General features: G+C 64.8%; 20 protein-coding genes. 8 read left to right on the forward strand and 12 right to left on the reverse strand.

What is annotated here, in order from left to right; genetic code table 11:
• Nucleotides 1–54 precede the first annotated feature (54 nt).
• Nucleotides 55–660, reverse strand: coding sequence for a DUF2147 domain-containing protein (locus V7E26_RS15545; protein ID WP_324417562.1), 606 nt, complete (start codon nt 658–660; stop codon nt 55–57).
• A gap of 123 nt (nt 661–783) precedes the next feature.
• Entirely contained in the window at nt 784–1,812 is a 1,029-nt protein-coding gene (locus V7E26_RS15550) for an NAD(P)/FAD-dependent oxidoreductase (protein ID WP_324417505.1), read from the reverse strand.
• 158 nt (nt 1,813–1,970) lie between these two features.
• On the opposite strand from V7E26_RS15550, the gene V7E26_RS15555 reads away from it, so the two are divergent.
• Nucleotides 1,971–2,426 carry an acyl-CoA thioesterase gene (locus V7E26_RS15555; RefSeq protein ID WP_324417507.1) on the forward strand — a complete coding sequence of 152 codons (456 nt, stop codon included), beginning with the start codon at nt 1,971–1,973 and terminating at the stop codon, nt 2,424–2,426.
• Nucleotides 2,427–2,462: 36 nt separating this feature from the next.
• On the opposite strand, the gene V7E26_RS15560 is transcribed toward V7E26_RS15555, so the two are convergent.
• The gene (locus V7E26_RS15560) at nt 2,463–2,783 is read right to left on the reverse strand and encodes a 2Fe-2S iron-sulfur cluster-binding protein (RefSeq protein WP_324417509.1); all 321 of its coding nucleotides are present in this window, start codon (nt 2,781–2,783) and stop codon (nt 2,463–2,465) included.
• 139 nt (nt 2,784–2,922) lie between these two features.
• Nucleotides 2,923–3,270 (reverse strand): Hpt domain-containing protein, encoded by a 348-nt coding sequence (locus tag V7E26_RS15565; RefSeq protein ID WP_324417511.1) that lies wholly within the window; start codon nt 3,268–3,270, stop codon nt 2,923–2,925.
• Between the two features lie 424 nt (nt 3,271–3,694).
• On the opposite strand from V7E26_RS15565, the gene V7E26_RS15570 reads away from it, so the two are divergent.
• Nucleotides 3,695–9,022, forward strand: coding sequence for a negative regulator of septation ring formation (locus tag V7E26_RS15570; protein ID WP_324417514.1), 5,328 nt, complete (start codon nt 3,695–3,697; stop codon nt 9,020–9,022).
• A gap of 140 nt (nt 9,023–9,162) precedes the next feature.
• Here the strand turns inward: V7E26_RS15570 and V7E26_RS15575 are convergent, their stop codons facing one another.
• From V7E26_RS15575 to V7E26_RS15585, 3 genes are all read right to left on the reverse strand, one after another.
• Nucleotides 9,163–10,065 (reverse strand): MlaD family protein, encoded by a 903-nt coding sequence (locus V7E26_RS15575; protein ID WP_324417515.1) that lies wholly within the window; start codon nt 10,063–10,065, stop codon nt 9,163–9,165.
• Between the two features lie 116 nt (nt 10,066–10,181).
• Complete coding sequence (locus tag V7E26_RS15580) at nt 10,182–10,952, reverse strand: ABC transporter ATP-binding protein (RefSeq protein ID WP_324417517.1); 771 nt, start codon at nt 10,950–10,952, stop codon at nt 10,182–10,184.
• A 2-nt stretch (nt 10,953–10,954) separates the two neighbouring features.
• The gene (locus tag V7E26_RS15585) at nt 10,955–12,088 is read right to left on the reverse strand and encodes an MlaE family ABC transporter permease (RefSeq protein WP_324417520.1); all 1,134 of its coding nucleotides are present in this window, start codon (nt 12,086–12,088) and stop codon (nt 10,955–10,957) included.
• 141 nt (nt 12,089–12,229) lie between these two features.
• Here V7E26_RS15585 and dgcA point away from each other — a divergent pair, with 141 nt between their 5' ends.
• A complete protein-coding gene (gene dgcA / locus V7E26_RS15590; RefSeq protein ID WP_324417522.1) occupies nt 12,230–13,225 on the forward strand; it encodes an N-acetyl-D-Glu racemase DgcA in 996 nt (331 codons plus the stop codon).
• Here dgcA and V7E26_RS15595 read toward each other — a convergent pair.
• Nucleotides 13,195–14,394 (reverse strand): MFS transporter, encoded by a 1,200-nt coding sequence (locus tag V7E26_RS15595; protein WP_324417524.1) that lies wholly within the window; start codon nt 14,392–14,394, stop codon nt 13,195–13,197. The two genes, dgcA and V7E26_RS15595, sit on opposite strands and share 31 nt — an antisense overlap.
• A gap of 76 nt (nt 14,395–14,470) precedes the next feature.
• Here V7E26_RS15595 and V7E26_RS15600 point away from each other — a divergent pair, with 76 nt between their 5' ends.
• From V7E26_RS15600 to V7E26_RS15610, 3 genes are all read left to right on the forward strand, one after another.
• Nucleotides 14,471–15,769, forward strand: a complete 1,299-nt coding sequence (locus V7E26_RS15600; RefSeq protein ID WP_324417526.1) for a hypothetical protein — start codon at nt 14,471–14,473, stop codon at nt 15,767–15,769.
• Nucleotides 15,770–15,909: 140 nt separating this feature from the next.
• Nucleotides 15,910–16,113: a hypothetical protein gene (locus V7E26_RS15605; protein ID WP_324417528.1), complete on the forward strand. Its 204-nt coding sequence runs from the start codon at nt 15,910–15,912 to the stop codon at nt 16,111–16,113.
• The gene (locus tag V7E26_RS15610) at nt 16,113–16,829 is read left to right on the forward strand and encodes a diacylglycerol/lipid kinase family protein (protein WP_324417530.1); all 717 of its coding nucleotides are present in this window, start codon (nt 16,113–16,115) and stop codon (nt 16,827–16,829) included. Before V7E26_RS15605 ends, V7E26_RS15610 begins: the two co-directional genes overlap by 1 nt.
• A gap of 68 nt (nt 16,830–16,897) precedes the next feature.
• Here V7E26_RS15610 and V7E26_RS15615 read toward each other — a convergent pair whose 3' ends face one another.
• The 4 genes from V7E26_RS15615 to V7E26_RS15630 all read right to left on the reverse strand — a co-directional run bounded on the left by V7E26_RS15615 (nt 16,898) and on the right by V7E26_RS15630 (nt 19,948).
• Entirely contained in the window at nt 16,898–17,359 is a 462-nt protein-coding gene (locus V7E26_RS15615; RefSeq protein WP_324417532.1) for a universal stress protein, read from the reverse strand.
• Nucleotides 17,360–17,402: 43 nt separating this feature from the next.
• Nucleotides 17,403–17,831: a universal stress protein gene (locus V7E26_RS15620; protein WP_324417534.1), complete on the reverse strand. Its 429-nt coding sequence runs from the start codon at nt 17,829–17,831 to the stop codon at nt 17,403–17,405.
• 97 nt (nt 17,832–17,928) lie between these two features.
• Nucleotides 17,929–19,257 (reverse strand): metal-dependent hydrolase family protein, encoded by a 1,329-nt coding sequence (locus V7E26_RS15625; RefSeq protein ID WP_324417564.1) that lies wholly within the window; start codon nt 19,255–19,257, stop codon nt 17,929–17,931.
• A 133-nt stretch (nt 19,258–19,390) separates the two neighbouring features.
• Nucleotides 19,391–19,948: an HdeD family acid-resistance protein gene (locus tag V7E26_RS15630; protein ID WP_324417536.1), complete on the reverse strand. Its 558-nt coding sequence runs from the start codon at nt 19,946–19,948 to the stop codon at nt 19,391–19,393.
• A 622-nt stretch (nt 19,949–20,570) separates the two neighbouring features.
• On the opposite strand from V7E26_RS15630, the gene V7E26_RS15635 reads away from it, so the two are divergent.
• Together V7E26_RS15635 and V7E26_RS15640 are read left to right on the forward strand one after the other, a co-directional pair.
• A complete protein-coding gene (locus V7E26_RS15635; RefSeq protein ID WP_324417538.1) occupies nt 20,571–21,092 on the forward strand; it encodes a DUF1269 domain-containing protein in 522 nt (173 codons plus the stop codon).
• A 28-nt stretch (nt 21,093–21,120) separates the two neighbouring features.
• Nucleotides 21,121–22,908: a metallophosphoesterase family protein gene (locus V7E26_RS15640; RefSeq protein ID WP_324417540.1), complete on the forward strand. Its 1,788-nt coding sequence runs from the start codon at nt 21,121–21,123 to the stop codon at nt 22,906–22,908.
• Nucleotides 22,909–22,910 lie beyond the last annotated feature (2 nt).

Consider the following 22,910-nt stretch of genomic DNA (forward strand, 5'->3'; position numbering starts at 1 on the left):
TTACGCCACGCTCGCCAGCCTCTCAACAATCCGCTGATGAATAAGACGGGCTAGCTAGCGCGCCGGCGCGGGCGCGAGGGGCGCCGTGGCCTTCTTGGGCGCGGCGGGGGCTTTTGCCGGAGCGGCGGGCGGCTTCATCGCCGCGGCATACGCCGGCAGGTATTTTGCAATGATCGCGGGATCGACCTGCGCCAGCTCGGTGTCCGGCAGCCGGGTCCAGACCTCATCCCTGCCGAGCAACGAAATGCCGAGATAGCCGCGCATCGTCAGCGTCTGGCCATCCGCACTGAGCGTCATCTTGGCCTTGTAGATCTTGCCGTCGCGCGGGTCGAGCACGTTGCCGTTCTCGTATTTCAAACCGTCGCGCTTCATGTCGCGGATGAAGGACATGCCGAGCCACGGCGCATTCTTGCGATCGTCGGTGCATTTCGAGCAGGTCGGGTTGGGTGGATCGTCGGCGTCGAGGAACAACTTGGCAAACACGCCTTCGTAGGCGCCGTTGCGATCGACCACCAGAAACCAACCGACCGCCTTGCCCTTCTCGACCTTCTGCCACAGCCCGGCCGCAGAAGGTTCCGCCGGCTGCGCGGCGAGTTCGCCGGCAAACACGAGCCCAAACACGATCGGAAGTATCAGTTGAAATCCGGCCAGCTTGCGCATCGTCATCACCTTAAAATGCCCTAAATGAATGGCCGCAGACTAAGGCCATTTCGCGGACGGTTCCAGTGCGATTGCCTCGCTTGCCGGCAAGCGCCGCGAAGCCGGACTGTCCTGTTTTGGGATTCAGTTGACCCCGAGCTTCTTCTGCAGGCTCGACGACGACGTGGTGTACTGGAACACCAGCCGCTTCTCCGGATAGACGTAGCGGTGCGCCTTCTGCGCCATCAGCGCGCCCTCGTGGAAACCGGACAGGATCAGCTTGAGCTTTCCAGGATAGGTGTTGATGTCGCCGATCGCAAAGATGCCGGAAATATTGGTCTCGAACGCGGCGGTATCGACCGGCACCAGATTGTTCTCGAGCGCGACGCCCCAGTTCGCCACCGGACCGAGCTTCATCGTCAGCCCGAAGAACGGCAGCATCGTATCGCAGTCGATCTTCGAGATCGCGTTGTCGTTGCCCTTCATCACGGCCGCCGAGAGCTTGCCGCCCCCGCCTTCGAGCGAGGTGACCTGGCCGATCTTCAGATCCATCTTCCCCGCGGCGACGAGCGCGCGCATCTGTTCGACGCTGTGCGGCGCGGCACGGAAATCGTCGCGCCGGTGCAGCAGCGTCACGCGCCTCGCCAGCGGATGAAGGTTGAGCGTCCAGTCGAGCGCGGAATCGCCGCCGCCGACGATCAGGATGCTCTTGTCGCGGAACTGCTCCATCTTGCGCACGGCGTAGTGTACCGAGGTGCCTTCATAGGCTTCGATGCCCGGCACCGGCGGCCGCTTCGGCTGGAACGAGCCGCCGCCTGCGGAAATCACCACCACCTTGCACTCGAACACCTTGCCGGCATCGGTCGTCACGCGAAACATCGGGTCGCCGATCTTCTCGATGGTCTCCACCATCTCGTTGAGATGGAAGGTCGGATGAAACGGCTTGATCTGTTCGAGCAGCGCGTCGGTGAGGCCCTGGCCGGTGACCAGCGGAATGCCGGGAATGTCGTAGATCGGCTTTTCCGGATAGAGCTCCGCGCACTGCCCACCGATCTTGTCGAGGATGTCGACCACATGCGCCTTCATGTCGAGCAGGCCAAGTTCGAAGACGGCAAACAGGCCGCACGGACCCGCGCCAATAATCAGCACATCGGTTTTGATCGCTTCGCTCATGTCAGCTTCTTTTCGGTTGAACCTGTCGGGAAAGCCGCACCTGTCTAGCCAACCCGGCGGCATCAGGAAAGCGATAATATAGTGCTCGCGACGGCGGCAACCCCTTGCCGCCGTTCGACAACTGGGCTGTAAGGAAGCGAGATTTCGGAGACGGACCCGTGAACGCCCCATTGCGTCCCGACGCGACCCCGCGTCTGGAGGATTATCCCTATCGCCTGTCGGACAATGTGCGGTTTGCCGACCTCGATCCCAACCAGCACGTCAACAATGCCGTCTACGCGACCTATTTCGAAACCGGCCGCGTCACGCTGATGAAGGATCGCAGCTACGGGCTGATGCCCGATGGCGTTGCCTGGATCATGGTCCGTCTCGACATCCATTTCCGAGCCGAATTGCGCTGGCCCGGCACGATCGAGCTGGGGCTCGGCGTCGTGAAATTCGGCCGGACCTCCGTCACTTTCGATCAGGTGGTGTTCTCCGAAGGCACATGCGTGGCGTCGGCGCAATCGGTGTCGGTGCTGCTCGACGAGGCCACGCGCAAGCCGACGGCGCTGACGCCGGAGATCCTCGCGAATTTTCAGCGCTGGATTCGCCGCGGAGCAACGCCGGTATGACGCGCAACGCCGGCTCGCGCTGAATTTCCTGGCGCCTTACGCCTGCCGCTCGGGCGTCGACACCACGAGGCCGTCGAGTTCGTCGCTGACCTTGATCTGGCAGGACAGGCGCGAATTCGGCCGCACGTCGAAACCGAAATCCAGCATGTCTTCTTCCATCGGCGTCGGGGAGCCGACCTTCTCGCGCCAGGCTTCGTCGACATAGACGTGGCAGGTCGCGCAGGCACAGGCGCCGCCGCATTCGGCCTCGATGCCGGGAATGGCGTTGCGGATCGCGGCTTCCATCACGGTCGCGCCGTTCTCGACTTCGATGGTTCGTTTTTCACCCGTGTGGTCGACAAAGTGGATTTTGGCCATGATCGCTCGTGCTGCCGGAATATCTGAGAATGGTCCCGCAGTCCTATAACGGGTCGATCCACCCAGCGCCAGCGGTCGGAACGAAAAGGTGGGGCAGCGTTTTGTCCGAACTTTGACTGGCCGGCGGGCCAATTCCTGCTCAGGAACTGCGCAGCAGCCCCTCGATCACTCCCCGCGCCTCCGCAACCGCCTCGGCGAGGCCCGCGAGTGCAGCGGATGGATTGGAGCCCGCGCGGATGGCGGCTTCCAGCCGCTCCGCGGCATCAGCGACGGCAAACGCACCGATCGCGCGGGCCGATCCCTTGAGCGTGTGCGCCAGTGCGCCGGCATCTGAGGGCTGGGTCATCAGTGTCTGAACCAGTTTTGCCGATTGCGCGGAAAACATCGTCAGCACCTCCTGCTCGATCCCCTCGTCCCCGAGAGTCATGCGCTGGAGGTGTTCGAGGTCAATCGGCCCGGTGCCGGGCGCCAGCGGTGGCGATGGCATCCATTCTACCCGTTTAAGATGAGGCGGCATGGTGAGATCCGGTCGCGTCCCGGCACTGATTCCCGGGAGGCATATCCACAAGCCAACCACGCAGGGGTTAACGGAACGTTCTCAGAATCTGACGCAATTTCGCCGCACTTTAGCCCGTAATCCGACGGGGTTTGCAATCCGATTCTAAAAATCTGTGTATTTCTAGGAACTTATCCAACAGGGCTGAACGATGCTGTTAACGATGATTAAGAATGTCTTAATCGCGGCCATTTCATTCACATCGCTCACCCAATAGGATGTTTGCGGATGTGTGCGGACCAGCGGCCGACGGGTACGGGCTGGCTCCGCGGGGGGTTATGAATCCGGCTTCGAGCTTGCGGGAGTTTCCCGCAAGAACGGCTGGACGCGTATGGTTAAGAGGGCTCGGACTGACATGGCGAACAATCCGAAGAAGGTCAAAGATCCCACTGAAGTTGCGTTGTCCGCCATTCAGGAAGCGCTCAACATCGGTGATACGAGCGTCGACACCAGCCGGAATTCGATCGGCGGTGAAATCGCCCCGCCGAGCATGCCCACCGCCACGCCGGCCTTTCCCGAAACGCCGTTCGACGCGCGTCCGAACGCGGACCGCCCCGTGTTCGATCCGATCGAGGAGCCGCGCGGCAAGCGTCGTGCCGCCAACGACGATCGCGAAACCATCGGCCAGATTCTGCAGGCCATCCAGAAGAACCGGCCTGCGCGCAGCGTCTACACGCTCGCCACCATCTTCGGCGGCGTCTGGATCGTCGGCTGCGCGCTGCTGACCGCCGCCTTCCTGCCCGCGCTGCAGGCGGCGATCGGACAGAGCGGCGGCGTGCTGGTGCTCGCCGGACTCGCTTCGCTGTTTTTCGCGCCGGTGCTGTTGTTCTATTTCCTCGCCAGCCTCGCCTGGCGCGGCCAGGAAATGCGGATGATCGCGCAGTCGATGGCGCAGGTCGCGATCCGCTTCTCCGAGCCCGAAGGCGCCGCTGCGGATTCCATGGTGACCGTCGGTCAGGCGATCCGCCGCGAAGTCGCCGCGATGGGCGACGGCGTCGAGCGCGCGATCGCGCGCGCGGGCGAACTGGAATCCCTCGTTGCCAATGAAGTCGCGGCACTGGAGCGCGCCTACACCGACAACGAAGTGCGCATTCGCGCGCTGCTGCAGGACATCGCCCATCAGCGCGACAATCTGGTCGGCCAGGCCGAGCAGGTCCGCAGCGCGATTTCCGGCGTCCAGATCGACCTGCGCCACGACATTGCGCTGATCTCGGACGCGATCGCCTCGCGCGTCGACGAGGTCGCAAAGAGCATCACCGGCGCCCTGGAAGAACGCGGCCAGCACATCACGAGCGCGCTGAGCCACGCCGGCGACAACATGATTCTTGCGCTCGGCGAGCGCGGCGGCGACCTGCTCGACCGCCTCGAGGAAGCCAGCGCCGAGACGACGCGCGCCGTCCTCGACGCCTCAGAGCGGCTGACCACCAGCCTCAACTTCAAGACCGGCCATGTCCACGACGAATTCGTCGATCTGGCCGATCGCGTGCACGAGGTGCTGAACGAGCGCATCGACCGCATCACGAGCGAGTTCGAACAGCGCTCGTCGACCATCGTCGACGGCATCTCCGACCGCACCGAGCAGGTCCACGACTCCCTGAAGAACTCCTCCGACTCGCTGCTGCTGGAACTCGAGCTGCGCTCCGGCGATCTCGTCAGCAAGATCGACGAGGCCGGCAACCGGCTCGCCAGCCGGATCCTCAGCTCCGGCGACAAGGCCAGCGACGCGCTCGACGTCACCGTGAACACGCTGGTCGCCAAGGTGATCAGCCAGACCGAAAACGCGCATGACGGCCTCGCGCTGCAGATGAACGCGTACGACGAACTGGTGAAGAACCAGGGCGCCGAGCTCGCGGAAAAGTTCGCCCGCGACAGCGGCACGCTCGGCGCGCTGATCACCCGCCACATCTCCGAGTTCGATCGCACCGTCAAAACCTTCGGCGGCGAGATCGTCGAGCGCATGGGCTCGCGGACCCAGGAGATCGCCGACAGCCTGAAGAACTACGTCGACACCTTCGATACCCGCCTGACTTCGAACAGCGGCGAGATCACCGCTTCGCTCGATCAGCGCCTGCTGCAGTTCGAAACCACCTTCGGCAACCGCGTCGACCATCTCGACGCTTCGCTCGACGGCAAGATCAGGACGTTTGACGAAACCGTCGATGGTCGCCTCAGGTTCCTGGAGACGACGTTCGACACCCGCGCCAAATCCGTCACCGAAACCATCGAGGGTCGCCTCAGCACGCTGACGGGCTCGCTGACCGATGGGGCTGCGCAGGCGATCCAGTCGGTCGACCAGCGGCTCACCCTCCTCACCTCCTCGCTCACCGAGGGCACCGCGCAGGCGATTGCAGCGGTCGATCACCGTATCGCCAACGTCGCCGAAACCATCGACGGACGCACCATCTATCTGGCCGACACCATCCAGGCGCGGTTCCAGGACATCCACCAGGGCATCGAGACGCGGGTCGGCGACATCGCGAATAATATCGAAGCCCGCGTCGGCAATCTCACCAGCGGCCTCGAGACGCGCGTCGCCGACATCGCCGGCGGCATCGAGACCCGGGTCGGCGGCATCGCCAGCGAAATCGACACCCGCGTGGCGCAGTTCGAGGATCTGCTCGGTTCGCGCATCGAGGCCGTCGCGGGCCGCATCGAAAGCAGCGGCCGCCAGGCCAGCGAAGACATGATGTCGCGCGCCGACATGCTGTCCTCCACCATCAAGTCGCATGTCGAGGATGCCGAGCGTTCGCTGACCAACCTCGTCGTCAATACCAGCGAAACCATCCAGACCGGCGCGCGCACGGCGCAGCAGTTGCTGCTGTCCGTTTCCTCCGATGTCGGCGCCCAGCTGAAACTGACGTCGTCGGAAGTCGAAGCCGCGCTCGTCGCCGTCGGAACCGCCGCGGCCACCTCGGTGCTGACCAGCAGCCGCGAAGCCAAGAGCACGCTGGTGTCGATCTCCTCCGAGACTGCCGAGCAGATCAAGTCGCTCGCGGCCGACGTCGAGCGCACCCTCTCCGCGGCCGGCGACGCCACCGCCGCCTCGGTTCTGGCCGGTGCACGCGAAGCGCAGACCACGCTGGTGACCGCTTCCGCCGACGCCGCAAGCCAGGTGAAATCGCTCGCTTCCGATGTGGAGCGTTCGCTGTCGGTTGCCGGCACGGCGACGGCCGAGGCCGTCACGGCCGGCGCCCTCGCGGCGCAGAGCACGCTGGTCGCCGCCTCCACGGAAGCCGCCGAGCAGGTCAAGTCGCTCGCGGCCGACGTCGAGCGTTCGCTGACGATGGCCGGCACGGCAACCGCCGAGGCGGTCATGGCAGGCGCGCGCGAAGCGCAAAGCACGCTCATGGGCGCCTCCACCGAAGCATCGAACCAGGTCAAGTCGCTCGCCACCGATGTGCAGCGCTCGCTCTCGATGGCCGGCAATGCCACCGCCGAGTCGATCACCACGGGCGCCCGCGAAGCGCAGACCACGCTGATCACGGCGTCCAGCGAAGCCGCCAACCACGTCAAGTCGCTGGCGATCGACGTCGAACGCACGTTGACCGCGGTCGGCACGACCACCGCCGCCGCCATCCTCGGCACCGCGCGCGACGCGCAGAGTTCGTTCACCGCGACCTCTGCCGATGCAGCGAACCAGATCAAGGCGATCGCCGCCGATATGGAGCGTTCGCTCGGCGTCGTGACCGCCGCCACCACCGACACCATCCAGACCACCGCGCAGAACGCGCAGAGTGCGCTGGTCGCCGCGACCAACGAGGTCAGCTCCAAGTTCAAGGCCACCTCGGCCGACATCGAGCGTTCGGTGCTTGCCGCCAGCAGCAATTTCGGCTCCACGATGACCGGCAAGACCGACGAGATCGTCACCTACGTTCAGCAGCAGACCGACCGGCTGGCGCAGCTCGTCGACAACCGTCGCGGCTCGCTGATCGAGGCGCTCGGCACCAAGGCCAACCAACTGACGACCGACATCGACCGCGTCACCGCCGACGCCCTGAAGTCGATCGAGACCCGCGGCCAGGCGTTCTCGCAATCGATGTCGACGCACGGCTCGGAAGTCGCGCGCACGATCACGTCCGCCGGCGACCTCGCCACCGGCGCGGTGGCCAAGTCGCTGAAGGATCTCGAACAGGCCTCGCGCTCGGCGATCGACCAGTCGCGCCAGGTATCGATCGCGGCCGTCACCGAGATGCAGGAGACCAGCAAGATCCTGCGTACCGACACCGTGGCGCTGTTCGAGCGGCTGCGCGAAGGCAACATCCTGCTGCAGGAAGTGCTGACCGGCGCCCACGACAATCTCAACTCGCTGGAGCGCGCGCTGGTGACCCGCGTGGCCGACTTCGTGTCCGCCATGAACGACGTCACCGCCCGCAACGGCGTGGCGACGCAGACGCTCGAGGACCAGCTCACCGTCTTCAACACCAAGACCTCGCGGGCGCTGGAAGATCTCGGCTCGCTGTCGAGCGAGTTCGAGAAACACGGCAGGTCGCTGATCGACGCGGCCGGCGTGGTCGAACAGGCCAACCGCGCCGCCACCTCGTCGGTCGCCGACCGCAAGTCGCAGCTTGAATCGCTGGTCACCACCATCGACCAGCGCACCACCGACCTCGACCAGCGCCTGTCGCGCTTCACCGGCCTGCTCGACGAATCGCTCGCGGCAGCCGAAGAGCGCGCCCGCGACATTGCGCGCGTGGTCGCGGAAACCGCAGGTGCCGGATCGGCCGCGATCAGCCGCCAGTTCGAAGCCGTGCGCACGGCGGCCGAGAACGAGCGGCAGCAGACCCTCGACGCCATGAACGATCTCTACCAGCAGAGCACCCACGAAACGGATGCGATGTTCAAGCAGTCGACCGAGAAATTCGCTGCGATGGTACAGTCCATGAAGCAGATGGCGTCCGAGATGCATCAGGAGCTCGAGGCGACGCGCAACGAGCTGCGCCGCGGCGTGCTCGAGATGCCGCAAGAGGCCGCCGACAACACCGCGCAGATGCGCAAGGTGATCGTCGACCAGATCGAGGCGCTGGCCGAACTCAACCGGATCGTCGCCCATCACGGCCGCGGCCTCGATGTCGTGACCGCCGGCCGCGCCAGCGTCCAGCGTCAGGACGAGCCGATCATGGCGGCCGCCGTCAGCGGCCGCAACGAGGTGCGCATGCGGGACGCCGGCAGCGCATCGACCCTGCCCCCGCCCGATCTCGGCATGCCGGCGCCGCGCCGCGCCGAGGCACCGTCCGTCAGCCCGGTGAGCCAGGACGCCGGACGCGACGGCTGGCTGTCCGATCTGCTGAACCGCACCGATGCCGGCGCAGGACAACCTTCGCGCGGCCGTCCGCAGCCAACTGCGGCCAACCCGCTGGAGTCGCTGTCGCTCGACATCGGCCGGCTGATGGATCGCAACCTCGCCGCCGAAATGTGGGATCGCTACCAGCGCGGCGAGAGCAAGGCGTTCACCAAGCGCCTCTACACGCCGGCCGGCCAGAAGGCATTCGACGAGGTCTCGCGCAAGTATCGCGCCGACCGCACCTTCAAGCAGACGGTCGACCGCTACATCGCCGAGTTCGAGCGGCTGCTCGACGAAGTTGCGCGCGAGGATCGCGGGCCGCAGGCGCTGCGCGGCCACCTCACCTCCGAGACCGGCATGGTCTACACCCTGCTCGCGCATGCGGCGGGACGGCTGGGGTAAGAACGCGAATAGCGAGTGGCGAATAAGAACGGAGGCTTCACGGCCTCCGTTTTGTTTTGGATCCCTGTGGCCTGGATATGCTCGCAATCACGGTCGATCGCGGCAGGTCTATTCGCTACTCGCCGTTCGCTACCCGCCGCCTACTGCCGCTTCTGACCGCTCGGCGGCTTTGGCGGAGCGGCTGCGTTCGCGCCCCTGGGCGGGGTCGCAGCGGTTGCCTCCGCCGGTGCGGCGTTGTTGCTCCCGCCAAAGATCACCCGGCTGGGATTGCGGTCGAAATTGTTCACGGCGCGGCTGATGTCGGCGAGCGTGCGGCGGCCATCGGCCATCAGCGCGCCCGACCGCTTGTCGAAATCCTCGGCCAGGTCGCGGATCGACTTCACCATCAGGTTCAGTTCGCCGCCGGCGACGCCGCCTGCGATCGTGTTCAAGCCGAGCATCAGACTGTCGGCCTTGCCCATGACGCCGTCGACCCTGAGCATGACGTTGTCGATCTTCTCGGAATTTCGCGCGAGCGCAGCGGTGAAGGTCTCGAGGTTTCGCAGCGAGTTCTTCACCGATTCCTGATTGTCGGCGACCAGCCGGTTGACGTTCTGCAGCGTGGCGCGGATCGACTCCGTCACGTCCTGCAGCGCGCTCGGATCGGCGGTCAGCATCGGCACGCCATCCTCGTCGAGCGGCACCGGCGGCGCTGTCTCCTCACCGCCCTTCAGCGAGATTGCCGCGACGCCGGTCAATCCCTGGAATTCGAGGCCGACCAGCGTATCCTTTCGGATCGGAGCGTTGTTCTCGACCATCGCCAGCGCAACCACGCGCCGCGGGTTGTCGAGCTTCACCGAGACAACTTCTCCTATCCTGATACCATTGAAATTCACGCTGCCGCCGTTGCGCAGGCCGGACGCCGGGCCTTCGAACACGATGCGGATCGGGCTGCGCAGCTTGGCGGTATGCAGGCTCTGAAACCACAGCACGAAGCCGAATGCGGCGGCGATCACCGCCAGCGTGAAGGCTCCGATCAGGACGTAGTTGGCCCGCGTTTCCATAAGTCAAGGTACTCCGAAACCAAGGTCTCCGGCGTCGCCGGCAGCCCCGTCATCTATTTCATGTTCTTGAGCGCGATCCGATCCGAAAACCGATGCCCCGTTCTGGAGGGCATGCGCTAGCCCATCACAGCACGGGCGCGCTTGCCGTGAAAATATTGCTTCAGCCAGGGGTGCTGCGAGGCCTGCATGTCGGCAATCGATCCTGCTGCAATGATCTTACCGTTCCCCAAAACCGCGATGCGGTCGCACGCCGTGTAGAGGCTGTCGAGGTCATGGGTTACCATGAAAACCGTCAGGCCCAAAGTACGCTGCAGGGTTCGCACCAGTTCGTCGAAATCGCCGGCGCCGATCGGATCAAGCCCCGATGTCGGCTCGTCCAGAAACACCAGTTCCGGATCGAGCGCGAGCGCGCGTGCCAGCGCGACGCGCTTGATCATGCCGCCGGACAGTTCGGATGGATAGCGGTCCGCGACTTCGGGCCGCAGCCCCACCATGCCGAGCTTGGCGACCATGATCTCGTCGAGCAGCCGCTGCGAGACCTTGAGATATTCACGCACCGGGAACTGGATGTTCTGCCGCACCGTGAGCGAGGAGAACAGCGCGCCCTGCTGGAACAGGATGCCCCAGCGGCGTTCGACGCCTCGCCGCTCCGCGGCACTCGCCGCATCGAGATCGACGCCGAACACCTCGATGCGTCCGCTGAGCTTGGGAACCAGGCCGATGATGGTGCGCGTCAGCACCGATTTGCCCGCGCCGGACGGACCGACGAAGCCGAGAATCTCGCCGCGCCTGACGTCGAGGTTGAGGCCGTCGAGCACGCGCGTCTTGCCGAACTGCACGGTGATGTCGCGAACCCGGATGATCGCGTCGGAAATTTCGCCCGCCATCGTCACATTCCGATCGAGGCGAAGAAGATCGCGAATACGCCGTCCATCACGATCACGAAGAATATCCCCTTCACCACCGATGACGTGGTGTGCTGCCCGAGCGATTCCGCGCTGCCCTGCACCGCCAGCCCTTCGACGCAGGCCACGATGCCGATCACCGCGGCCATCACCGGCGCCTTGATCATCCCGACGACGAAATGATCGATCGAAATGGCGTCGCGCAGCCGCAGCAGGAAAGCTTCGGGCTCGACGCCGCCGTAAAGCCAGGCCACCAGCCCGCCGCCGTAGAGGGCGGCCATCGCGCCAAGGAACGCCAGGATCGGCAAGGCCAGCACCAGCGCCAGCATCCGCGGCAGGATCAGGACCTCGATCGGATCGAAGCCCATGGTGCGAAGCGCATCGATCTCCTCGCGCATCTTCATCGAGCCGAGTTCGGCGGTGTAGGCCGACCCCGAGCGCCCCGCCACCATGATCGCGACCAGCAGCACGCCGATCTCGCGCAGCACCAGCACGCCCAGCATGTCGACCACGAAGATATCGGCGCCGAACTTGCGGAAATGGAAGATGCCCTGCTGCGAGATGATGCAGCCGATCAGGAAGGTGATCAGCACCACGATCGGCACCGCGCGCCAGCACACCTGCTCCAGGTGGTGAATGGTCGAGGTCATGCGGAAGCGGCGCGGCCGAATCAGGACGTGACCGGTTGCCGCGAGCACCGCGCCCAGCATGTCGATCAGCCCGATCAAGGTGCCGCCGATGCCGGCGACGCTGCGGCCGATCTGCTCCAGCATGCCCGTGATCGTCACGCGGTCGGTCTCGACGGCAGGCTCGGCCTTCACCCGGCGCACCTCGTCGACCAGGCTGGAATAATTGGCCGAGAGCCCGGCGATCTGCGTTTCGACGCCGCCTTGCGTCAGGCTGCGGCGCAGCCGCTCGATCAGCCAGGCGCCGAACGTGTCGAGCTTCGATACCTGCGAGACGTCGATGAGGATGTTGGGCCTGGTGCCGCCGAGCCTTTCGGCATCGGCCACCATTCGTTCCAGCACAGGCGCGAAGCGGGCCGTCCAGGGACCGGCCGCGCACAGCGCCAGCGCGTTGCCCCTGGCTATCCGCTCCAATGTCGGGTCGCCGTTCACAATCTCACCCCTCGGCTGGTACGCCCGTCTTGCAAACCGCTTGGGTTCCGCCGCGCTACCGACTTGTCGAATCCGTCCCTAACCAGCCATAGTTGGTAGCTACGGGCAAGCTTAGGTTCAGAAAATTTGCCAGATTTTAAAATGACTTCCAGCCCATCTCGAAAGTTGGCCGTCAGCATCGAACGCTGGCCCATTGCCGGTGCATTCACGATCAGCCGCGGCGCCAAGACCGAGGCTGTCACCGTTGTGGCGACCGTCAGCCAGGGCGGCCTCATCGGGCGCGGCGAATGCGTGCCCTACCCGCGCTATGGCGAGACTCCGGAAGCGACGCTGGCGGCCCTTGAGGCGATGCAGGAACTTGTCGCTGGAGGTATGGACCGCACGTCGCTGCAGCGCGTGATGCCCGCAGGCGCCGCCCGCAACGCGCTGGACTGCGCGCTGCTGGATCTCGAGGCCAAGAGCGCCGGCCAGCGGGTCTGGAGCCTGCTCGGCCGGCCGGCGCCGCGCCCCTGCACGACGGCCTTTACGATTTCGCTCGGAACGCCGGAAGCGATGGCGGCGGCAACCGCCAGGGCGGCGCGCCGGCCGCTGCTGAAGATCAAGCTCGGCGGCGACGGCGATGACGCGCGGATCGCGGCTGTCCGCAAGGCTGCCCGCGAATCCGAACTGATCGTGGATGCCAACGAAGCGTGGGCACCCGATAACCTCGAGTTCTATCTCGCGGCTTGCGCCAACGCCGGGGTTACGCTGGTCGAGCAGCCGCTGCCGGCCGGCAAGGACGACGCACTGGCTGATATCAAGCGGCCGATCGCGGTCTGCGCCGACGAAAGCGTGCACGACCGCGGCTCGCTCCAAGGTCTCCGCGCACGGTATGACGCCGTCAACATCAAGCTCGACAAGACCGGCGGGCTGACGGAGGCGCTGGCGATGGCGGATGCCGCGCAGGCGCTCGGCTTCGAGATCATGATCGGCTGCATGGTTGCGACGTCGCTGGCGATGGCGCCGGCCATGCTGCTGGCGCAACAGGCGCGATTCGTCGACCTCGACGGCCCGCTGTTGCTGGCGCGCGACCGCGACGGCGGCCTGCGTTATGACGGCAGCCTGGTCTATCCGCCGGAAGCCGCCTTGTGGGGCTGAGGCGAGAGCCGCGCCCGCGCCAGCCAGACCACCAGCCCGCCGAGCGCGGCCATCGCCGCCATCACGTAGTAGATGCCCTGTCCCCAGTTCCCGTAGATCGTGCCTGAGGCGACCGACGCCAGGCCGGAGACGATGCCGCCGCAAGCGCTCAGATAGCCCTGGCCACGCGCCATAACGTGGCCCGGCACGTTGCGCAGCATCAACCCCATGATGCCGACCTGCGTCAGCCCAAAGCTCAGCGCATGCGCGAGCTGGATGGTCGCGAGAACAGCCAGCGGCAGGTCCTGCGCCATGATCACCCAGCGCGCGGCGGCGCTCAGGGCCGCGATCACGACAAGCGTCGACGGCTGCAGGCTGAATCGGGGCGACAGCGCGAACAGCACGATCTCGGCAATCACGCCCAGCGTCCACAAAGCCGCAATCGTCAGCCCGTCGAACCCCGCCTGCTGCCAGGCAATCGACGCGAAAATGTAATAGGCGGCGTGGCTTCCTTGGATCAGCGCAGATCCCACGATAATTGCGAGGAAGCCGCCATCGCGCAGCAGTGCGCTCGCACCGCCGGTGACCGGGCGGGCGGTTCCGCCATCATCCAGCGGCTGCAGCGCGAGGCTGGCGACCGCCCCGGTCACCGCTGCGCCGGCGATGATCCAGATCAGGTTTTTGGCAGCGATCAGGTCGAGCAGCACGCCGCAGACCAGCGCGCCGAGGATGAAGGCAGCCGACCCCCATAGCCGCAGCGGCCCATAGTTGAGGCCATAGCGCTTTACCCCGCGGAGCGCATAGGCGTCCGTCAGCGGCAACATCGGCGTCCACAGGCAGCAGGTCAGGACGTAGATCAGGAACACCGGCACCGGCCAATGCTGCGTGCCCAGCACGGAAAAGCCGATCGCCGTCAAAAAGGCGGTGACGATGATGGCCCCGCGCAGGGCGTGACGGCGTTCCGCGAGGCCCGTCACCAGCGGCAGCACCGTAAACCGGCTCACCGGGGGGACGGCCGTGATCAAGCCTATCCAGAACGCATCGATGCCGACGGCCTTCAACCATACCGTGAAAAACGGCAGATGGGTGCCGTTCATGCCGAAGGTCGCTGCGTAAAACAGCGCCACCCGCGTCGCGAAACGGCGGGATACGTCTTGAGAAGCTGTGGGGATTTGTGATTCGCTTGGCATCAATTCAATTGCGATTCGGGCAATATCGTGTTGTTTCGTTATCGCAAGGCGCGCTGATTTGCGCGAAGAGTTTGACATGGCCGACGAAGCATTTGCCCTTTCGCCGATCTCAGCACGCGCCACGCTGCCGAGCGAGGAGGACTATGCCGCCATCGCCGAAGCCTTCATGGAGACTTCGCGCGGCCGCTGGTTCCTGACCGAATACGCCAAGCGCAACCGCAACGCCGATACGCGGATGGTGCTGGATGCCGTTGCGCGGATTGAGGAAAGCCTCTCCGCCCAGCGCGAAGAAACGCGCCAGCGGGAGGCCGCCCTGCAACAGGAAGGCCTTTCGGCCCTGCAGGCGGCGGAGGCCGTCGTCGCAGCCGCGGCGGCGCAGGAACGCCTGGGCGAGGCGCTCGCCGCCATCCGCGGCGCGGTCGATGCGGCCGAGGAATCGGCGGTCGAGGCGATCGACAGCCTTGCGCTGGAGCAGCGGCTGGCGCCGGTGCGCAAGGGCGCGCGCGTGCTGCGGGAGATCGCCTGGCGGTTGCGGGAAATCGGCAATGACGGACGGATCTGCGATCTGATCGATTCGCAGGTCACGGTCATCGAAAAGAGCACCGATCAGTTTTCCTCCGAAGAGGCGCGTATCGCCCTGCGCGCGGCCTTCGCCGCCCTCCAGGGCCGGCTTGTGGAAGTCGGGGATGACGCTGCGCCGCCGGCGATCGACCCCGACGCACCGTTCCCGGCCATGCAGGAAATGCTGGCCGAAACCGCCGAGGCATTCCGGACGCAGGAAGCCGCCGGGGCACCGCCCGCCCCCATGGCCGCGCCTGCCGAAGCTATGTTCGCCGCCGTTGAAGCCGCGCTGGCCGAACCGGAAACGTCGCCTTGCCCCGAACTTTCCGTCGAGACCGGCGCAGGCAACGAAGCCGCACCTGTGGGAACGGTCGGCCAGCAAGCCGCGGGCGACAACCTCGCTGTCCCCGATATCGCGGTCGACGCTGTCCAGGACGATGCTGCGGAGAAGGCCGCAGCACAGGACGAGGCGGTCCTCGACATCATCGCGATGGAGATGGGCGCACCCGACCCGATCAACGACAACGAGATCGCGGAAGCAGCAGTCGAGCAGGCCCGTGCAGCGGAGCCCGCGCCGGTTGCGCCCAGGATTGTCGCCGTCGCGCCCGAACCGGTTGCCCCGCCACCGCCGCCTCCGGTTCAACAGGCGGTTCAGTCGGCCCCTCCCGCGGCCTCCTCGCCGGCAGTGGAAATGTCGCTTGGCTCCACCCTCATCGCGAGCGGCATGCTCCGCAAGCCGGTCGCGGCGGCCAACGACCCGCTGGCGCCGATCCGGCGCATGAGCCAGGCCGAGAAGATCGCGTTCTTCTCGTAAGCGACACTGCGATTCGAACGCGCTGGCTTTCAGAACGCGCCCGCAGCATTTGTTGCACCTGCGAATGATTCGCTTTCCGGTTGCTTCCCGCCTTTGCCAAGACCAAGCTGGCGCGATTGTCTTCGCAAGCGGAGATCGCCGTGAAAACCAGGATCATCGTCAATCCGATGGCGAACAAGGGTAACTGCGGCAAACGCTGGCCGCATATCCTGGCCGAGTTCGAAAGGCATCTGGGCCCGGTCAGCAGCGCTGATGTTGCGATGACCCGCGCGCCCGGCCATGCCACCGCGCTGGCGCGGGAAGCCGTGACGCCGTCGGCGGCGACGGCACGTTCAGCGAGATGATGAACGGGATGATCTCCGACGACCGGCCGACCGCCCCCGACCTCGTGCTGGCGCAACTGCCGGGCGGCACATCGAACGAACTCTGCCGCTCGTTCGGTCAACTCCCGCTTGGCAAGGCCTGCAAGGCCATCGCGATGGGCCACACGCGGAACGTCGATGTGTTCCGCGCCGATGCCAGGGGCTATGGCGGCGGACAGGTGACGCGCTATGGATTCGTGCTCGCCATCGTCGGCGCCGCCGCCACGATTTCCTGGCGTGCGCAACGTGTGCCATTCCTGAAGCGACTCGGCCCGATCAGCTACGTGCTGATGACGGCGGTCACGTCGCTGACCTACAACCCGCGGTCCTATCGCATCCGGATCGACGACGAGCCCGAGCAGAAACTGCCGATGTGGTCGCTGATGCTATGCAGTTTCGACGGCGCGGGCGAAGGGTTGATGCTTGCGCCCGGCGCCGATCCCGCCGACCGCAAGCTCGACGTGATCCTGGTCGGCGATCTCGGGCACTTGGAGACGCTGACCCAGATCGTCCCCAAACTCGGCGACGGCAGCTATCTGGCGCACCCGAAAGTCTCGCGACGCCACGCGTCACGCATCAGCATCGACAGCGATACCATGGTCCGCGCCGACGTCGACGGCGAAAGCATCGGGCGGCTGCCGATGTCGGTGACGATGCTGCCGTTCCAGATCAAGGTGGCGGCGGTCAGCCGGTCGTAAGGTGGCGTTCCCGACGCTCCTGGTTCACTACCCTCAGGAGCCTGTTTCGCCAGGCTCACCGCTATCACCTATCTCCGCGGGTGCACTACCAACACCGGCACGCTTCCGTCCACCAGGACCTCCGACGTTTGACTCCCCAAAAACAGCTTCCTGATGCCGCGACGCCCATGAGAGGCCATCACGATCAAGTCGCAACCTCTGGACTTTGCTGTTTCGATGATCGCGGTGGCTGGATGCGCATCTGGAATATGCAGGAGTTCTGCAGATATCCCGATCTGCCTCGCCATGGCTTGAGCTTCGTCGAGCAGCTTGGCGGCGTGCTCCTTGCTGGCTTTGTCGAAGCGATCAAACTCTTCCTGGGAAGGGATCCATCCGGAGGCGTGTCCTCCGCCATAGTCGACCGGTAGAGGTTCGGTCACGGTGATGACCGTCACCTTCGCATTCAAGGCCTTTGCCAGCGCCATCCCATGCTCGACGCCTTGTCTCGCGACATCGGACCCATCGGTGCTCAAGAGAATGTTGGCGTACATTTGAGGGGCTCCCGTGCTCGTCGAACATTCCCAACCCGCACATTCACGGACAGACCAGTACCGGGATTTTCGCCTGCGTCAGCACCTTGTTTGTCACGCTGCCGATCAGAAGCATAGAGAGGCCGCTGCGCCCATGCGATGACATGACGATGAGATCGCAGCCCTTGTCCTCGGCTGCTGCGATGATGGCTTGATGGGGTTGCGCGTTCTCCAGCTGAATCGTCTCGCAGGGAACACCGGCCGTCTTGGCCGCATTTGCCGCCCCATCCAGCACGGTCCTGGCCTGTTCCTTGCGCAGCTCGGCATAGGTTGCGACTGCTTCAAGCATTCGCCCTCTCAGCTCCGAGAACGGCTCCACCACGAAGATGACAGATACCTTGGCTCCAACGGATTTCGCCAGCGCCAGCCCGTGCGCGACCCCACGCTCCGCCCGCTCGGACCCATCTGTCGGAATGAGAATGTGCCGGTACATGCTTCGCCTCCCGATTGTCGGACATATCGCTGAATTGCGAATGCAAGCTGGACCTGAGTTTCGGACATGGTCTTGAGATAAACCAATCGATCCGCCCCTAGTTCGGCTTACCGCCGGCAACCAGGTTCTTGTAAATCTTCCCATCCTTCATGATGACGAGGAAATTCTTCGCGGGGTCCTCGATCAGCTTGATGTTCTCGATCGGATTGCCGTCGACCAGCAGCAGGTCGGCCAGCGCGCCCTCTTCGACCACGCCAAGCTTTCCCGGATAGGGATTGCGCTTGCCGGATAGCGCCAGCAATTCGGCGTTCGTCCCGGTCGCCATCGCGAGTGCTTCGGCGGGGGTGTACCAGCGGACCAGCGAGGCCAGAATGGCCCCCTGGCGCTTGGCCAGCGCGGGCGAGAACAGGATATCGGTGCCCCACGCCGTCTTGAGCTTGTACTTCTTCGCAAGCTCGTACGTCCTGGCTATGCCCGGCCAGACCTCATCCGCCTTGGCTCGCTGGACCGATCCCGCGGGAAGGCCCTGCCTCATCTCTTCGGGAAGTGGCTGCAAGCTCAGCCAAACGCCCTTCTCGGCGATCAGTTTCGCGGTCGCTTCGTCCATCAGGAAGCCGTGCTCGATGCTCTTCACGCCAGCGGCAATAGCTCCTCGGATCGCCGCCGACGTAAAGGCATGCGCGGCGACGTATGTGCCCCAATTCTCGGCGGCTTCGACCGCGGCTCGCAATTCGGGCTCGGTGAAGGTGACGACGTCGATCGGACTGAAGGGAGATGACACCCCGCCGCCCGCGGTCAACTTGATCTGGGACGCCCCCTGCATGAGTTGCTCGCGCACGCGCACGCGCACTTCATCGGGACTGTCCGCGACCATGCTGCCGCCGATCCGCTCCATGCGGGTAAGCATGCCGCCGATCGTGCGCGGCAGGTCGGAAAACTGCCGGAAGTCGCCATGGCCGCTGGTGACCGTGATCATGGCGCCGGACGGGTAGATGCGGGGGCCGGCCACGATGCCTTCATCAATGGCTTGCTTGAGCCCAAAGCTCGGCCCACCCACGTCGCGAACCGTGGTGAAGCCCCGCATCAGCGTATCCGTCGCTTCCGCGCCCGCGAGAAGATTGTTGTAGCCGACATCGCCCCCGATGGCGGACGCCGGCGTCGGCCGGATCAACATCGCATGCCAATGCGCGTCGATCAGGCCGGGCATCAGCACGCGTCCTGCGCCGTCTATCGCGACCGTCTGTCCGGCATCGCTCGTGGCCGATGCTGGCGAAATCTTTTCGATCTTGTTGCCCCTGACCAGGACATTGGAGGGTGCGGAGAGCGCAGCGCTCCTTCCATCGAAGATGCGGACGTTCTGAAACAGCACAACCGCACCCTGCTGCGCTTGCGCAGGAAGGATCATGAGGTTCAAGGCGATGACCATCGCCAGCATTCCAATTGCTCTACGCCATTCCCGCTGAAACACAGACCTGTCCTCCCCGTATCGCCCTACCGAAAGCAGCCACCACTTCCGCGGCAGACCGCATCTCACCTCGGTCGGCACTGGTTGCTATTTGTTATGTGCTGGCCGGCTTCCACGCATAAACCAGCCACCCCAGCCCGTGGGCGATCAGGTCGACTCCGAGCAGGAATCCGATGACCCACAGCCCCGTCACGGGCCATCCCGTCAGGATGACGAGACCGGCCAGGACGCCGAATACGCCTGACAGCAGGATGATCCAGCCGGCCTCCCGCCAATGGGTGATGCCAAGCAGGATGCGAACGAAGCCGGAAACCACGAGAACCAGCCCAAGGACGTAGGTGAGGATCAGCGCGCTGGTGGCCGGCTGGCTCACCAGCACGATGCCGAAGGCGATGTAGAGGATGCCGAGAAGCACCTGCCAGAGAAACCCTCCCCATCCCTTGGTCCAGAAGGCATGGATTACTTCGAACGCGCCGGTGAAGATCGATACCCAACCGATGAAGATGGTGCTGATGAGGGTGACCAGCATGATGTCGCCGAGAACCAGGACTCCCGCCGCGATCATGACCAGCCCGAGCAGAACACAGATCCACAACGGCGGCGCCGCCAAACGGCCGGCGCCTGTTCGCGAACTGCTGTCATATGTGGCCATGTCGTTCTCCTGACGAGGCATGAACTTCGTCGTTGGGCGCAAGTCTGCGGTTCGCAAGGCGCGACGTATCAGGCTCACGCAAGTGATCGGTCGAGACGTAAGGCCGTACTGCCGGTTGCGCGATCGCAGGAAAGTCCATTGGGCCCGTCCATCCCGCTCGAAGAATCCCGTTCAAGGACGACGGGGCCGCTCGGCAACACCATCACACGCCGAGAAACGATCTTTGCGATCGCTCAGCTTTGCCGTGTTCGCGGCGGAGCGTAACTCCGGAAAGTGTGTGGTGTCAAAGTCGGTTTGCGCAGAATGAGTTACCCTGCGAACCTTTTGTGACAATGCGCCGTAGCGACGGGGTCAGGCATGGCGCATCAAGCAACCCAGTTCGATTGAGCGCCGTCACGGTTTGACGACCGCGATCAGCGAAGCGTGATCGGATCGCCCGCAGGCTGTGATAGCGTAGCCTCCCGACGCACGGCCAGAGCGACCTGGCCCCTCCCCGCCGACGCATCAGCGGTTTCGCAGACAGCGTTGCCGCATGCTTTGCAATGGCAGGGAGTCCTGACCTATCAAGAGCGTCCGATGCGACCGATAACAAACTCGCCATGTCGAGCAGGAGAATACAGGGATGTCAGATCTAATCGCGATCATCTATCCATCCGAAGCGAAGGCCGAAGAGGTACGGCAACGTCTGTTCAAGCTGCAGAAGGAATATCTGATCACGCTCAGCGACGCCGTGATTGCCGTGAAGACCGACGCCGGACCCGTCAAGCTGAATCAGCTCGTCAACACGACGGCCGTCGGAGCCGCATCGGGCAGCTTCTGGGGACTTCTGATCGGGTTGATCTTCCTCAATCCTCTGCTCGGCGTTGCCCTCGGCGCGGCATCCGGCGCGCTCGGCGGCGCACTCTCGGATTACGGGATCGACGACGCCTTCATGAAGAAGCTCTCGGAGACGCTTCAACCCGGCAACGCTGCGCTGTTCGTTCTCGTCAAGAACATGACGCCGGACAAGGTGCTGCGGGAGATTCAGGATGCCGGCGGCACCGTGCTGAAAACGTCGCTGGACGACAGCAAGGAACAGATGCTTCGCGACGCGCTGGCGAAGGCAGGTGCCGAACAGGCCACGTCCAAGACGAATCCGGCTTAGGCCGCGGTGACTGGCTGCGGAGTTCAATGTGACGGCGTCGACCGTGGAGAGCGATGCACACAGCATGCAGCAACGCATGCTGGTCGATCCGCGCCACGGCGATGTCGAGGACGACGCCGCCAGTCCCGGACAGCGCTCCCTGCTCGCCATCGCCGGCAGTCTGCTGGCCGAAATCAGTTTGCCCAAACTGCTGTTTGCCTGGACCGCGTTGCTGCTGTTGCCGGCGGTGCTTCTGGGCCTGACGCCGTTGCTGGTCTCAGCCTGGTTTTCAACGCTGTCGCAAAAGCTCGCCGCGCTGACCGGGATCGGTACGGCACTCGCCTTGCTCGCGATCGCCGCGGTCGGATGGATCGGATGGCGACCGCTGCTCCGAATCGCCGAGAATAATTTCTGGTCGCTCAATGCGCTTGCCGTGCAGCCCGGCTACGCGTTCACCCGCGAAGCATTGCGTCATCTGGCGGAGCGGATATGGCGCGGAAAGCTGACCGCGCCCGGCAGGGCCAGGTTGCGCAGCGCCAGTTCGGTTGGCGCCGGTATTGTGCTGTCCGCCTGCGCGGTGCTGATTGCGATACTGGCCTGGCCCGCAACGCGCTGGACCGGCGGCTGGAGCGACCTGGTCCTGCTGCATCGTATCGTCCTGCCGACGCTGGCGAATGCGGTCCTGCTGGTGTCGGGATATCTGGCGGCCGCATCGCTGGCGTGGGGATTTGCGGATGCCAGCATGTCTCAGCCCGTCGACCTCACCGTTTTCGATACGGCCTCGCCAGGCGCACGACGCTGGCGCGTAGCGCATCTGTCGGACATTCACGTGGTTGCCGAACAATACGGTTTCCGCATCGAAAGCGGACGGGCGGGCCCGTGCGGCAATCGCCGGCTCGAGCGCATCCTGGCGCGTCTCGCCACCATCCATGCGACCGATCCGATCGACCACATCGTCATCAGCGGCGATATGACGGATGCCGGCCGCGCCGGCGAATGGGCCGCGTTCTTCGACGCAATGGCGCGTCATCCGGAACTGGTCGCCCGCACGGTGATGCTTCCGGGCAATCATGACGTCAACATCGTCGACCGCGCCAATCCGGCTCGGCTCGACCTGCCGTTCAGCCCGAACATGCGTTTGCGGCAAATCCGGACCTTGTCCGCACTGGCGGCCGTGCAAGGCGATCGCGTGCGCGTGGTCGATGCCCACGGAAAGCCGGCCGCTACGCTGCAGGATGCGCTCGCGCCGCACCGCGACGCGATCGTGGCGCTCGCCGAACATGGCGGCATGCGCCGTGCGGCGGCGCTGCGCGACCTGTTCGACGGGCAGTTTCCGATGATCGTCCCGCCGGAGGCGGCAGACGGGCTCGGAATAGCGATCCTGAACTCCAATGCGCAGACCCACTTTTCCTTCACCAACGCGCTCGGGCTGGTATCGGTCGAACAGACACATCGCTTCGAGGCGGCGATCCGCCATTATCCGGAAGCGCGCTGGATCGTCGCATTGCACCACCATGTGGTGGAATATCCGATGCCGGCGAAAGCATTCTCGGAACGCATCGGGACGGCATTGATCAACGGCAGTTGGTTCGTGCGCCGGCTGGAAGCGTTGGCCGGTCGCGCCGTGGTGATGCACGGCCACCGTCATGTCGACTGGATCGGCGCTTGCGGTTCGCTGAAGATCATCTCCGCGCCCTCGCCGGTAATGAATGCGACCGACGATGCGGCGAGGCATTTCTATATTCACATACTGGCGGCCGGCCCAAATGGGCAGCTCGCCCTGCTGCCGCCGCGGCGCGTGGACATTGCCGGCGAAGCAGAACCCGAAGTGACGTGAAC

Origin of the sequence: Bradyrhizobium sp. (assembly GCF_036735945.1) — a bacterium.
Taxonomy (GTDB): domain Bacteria; phylum Pseudomonadota; class Alphaproteobacteria; order Rhizobiales; family Xanthobacteraceae; genus Bradyrhizobium.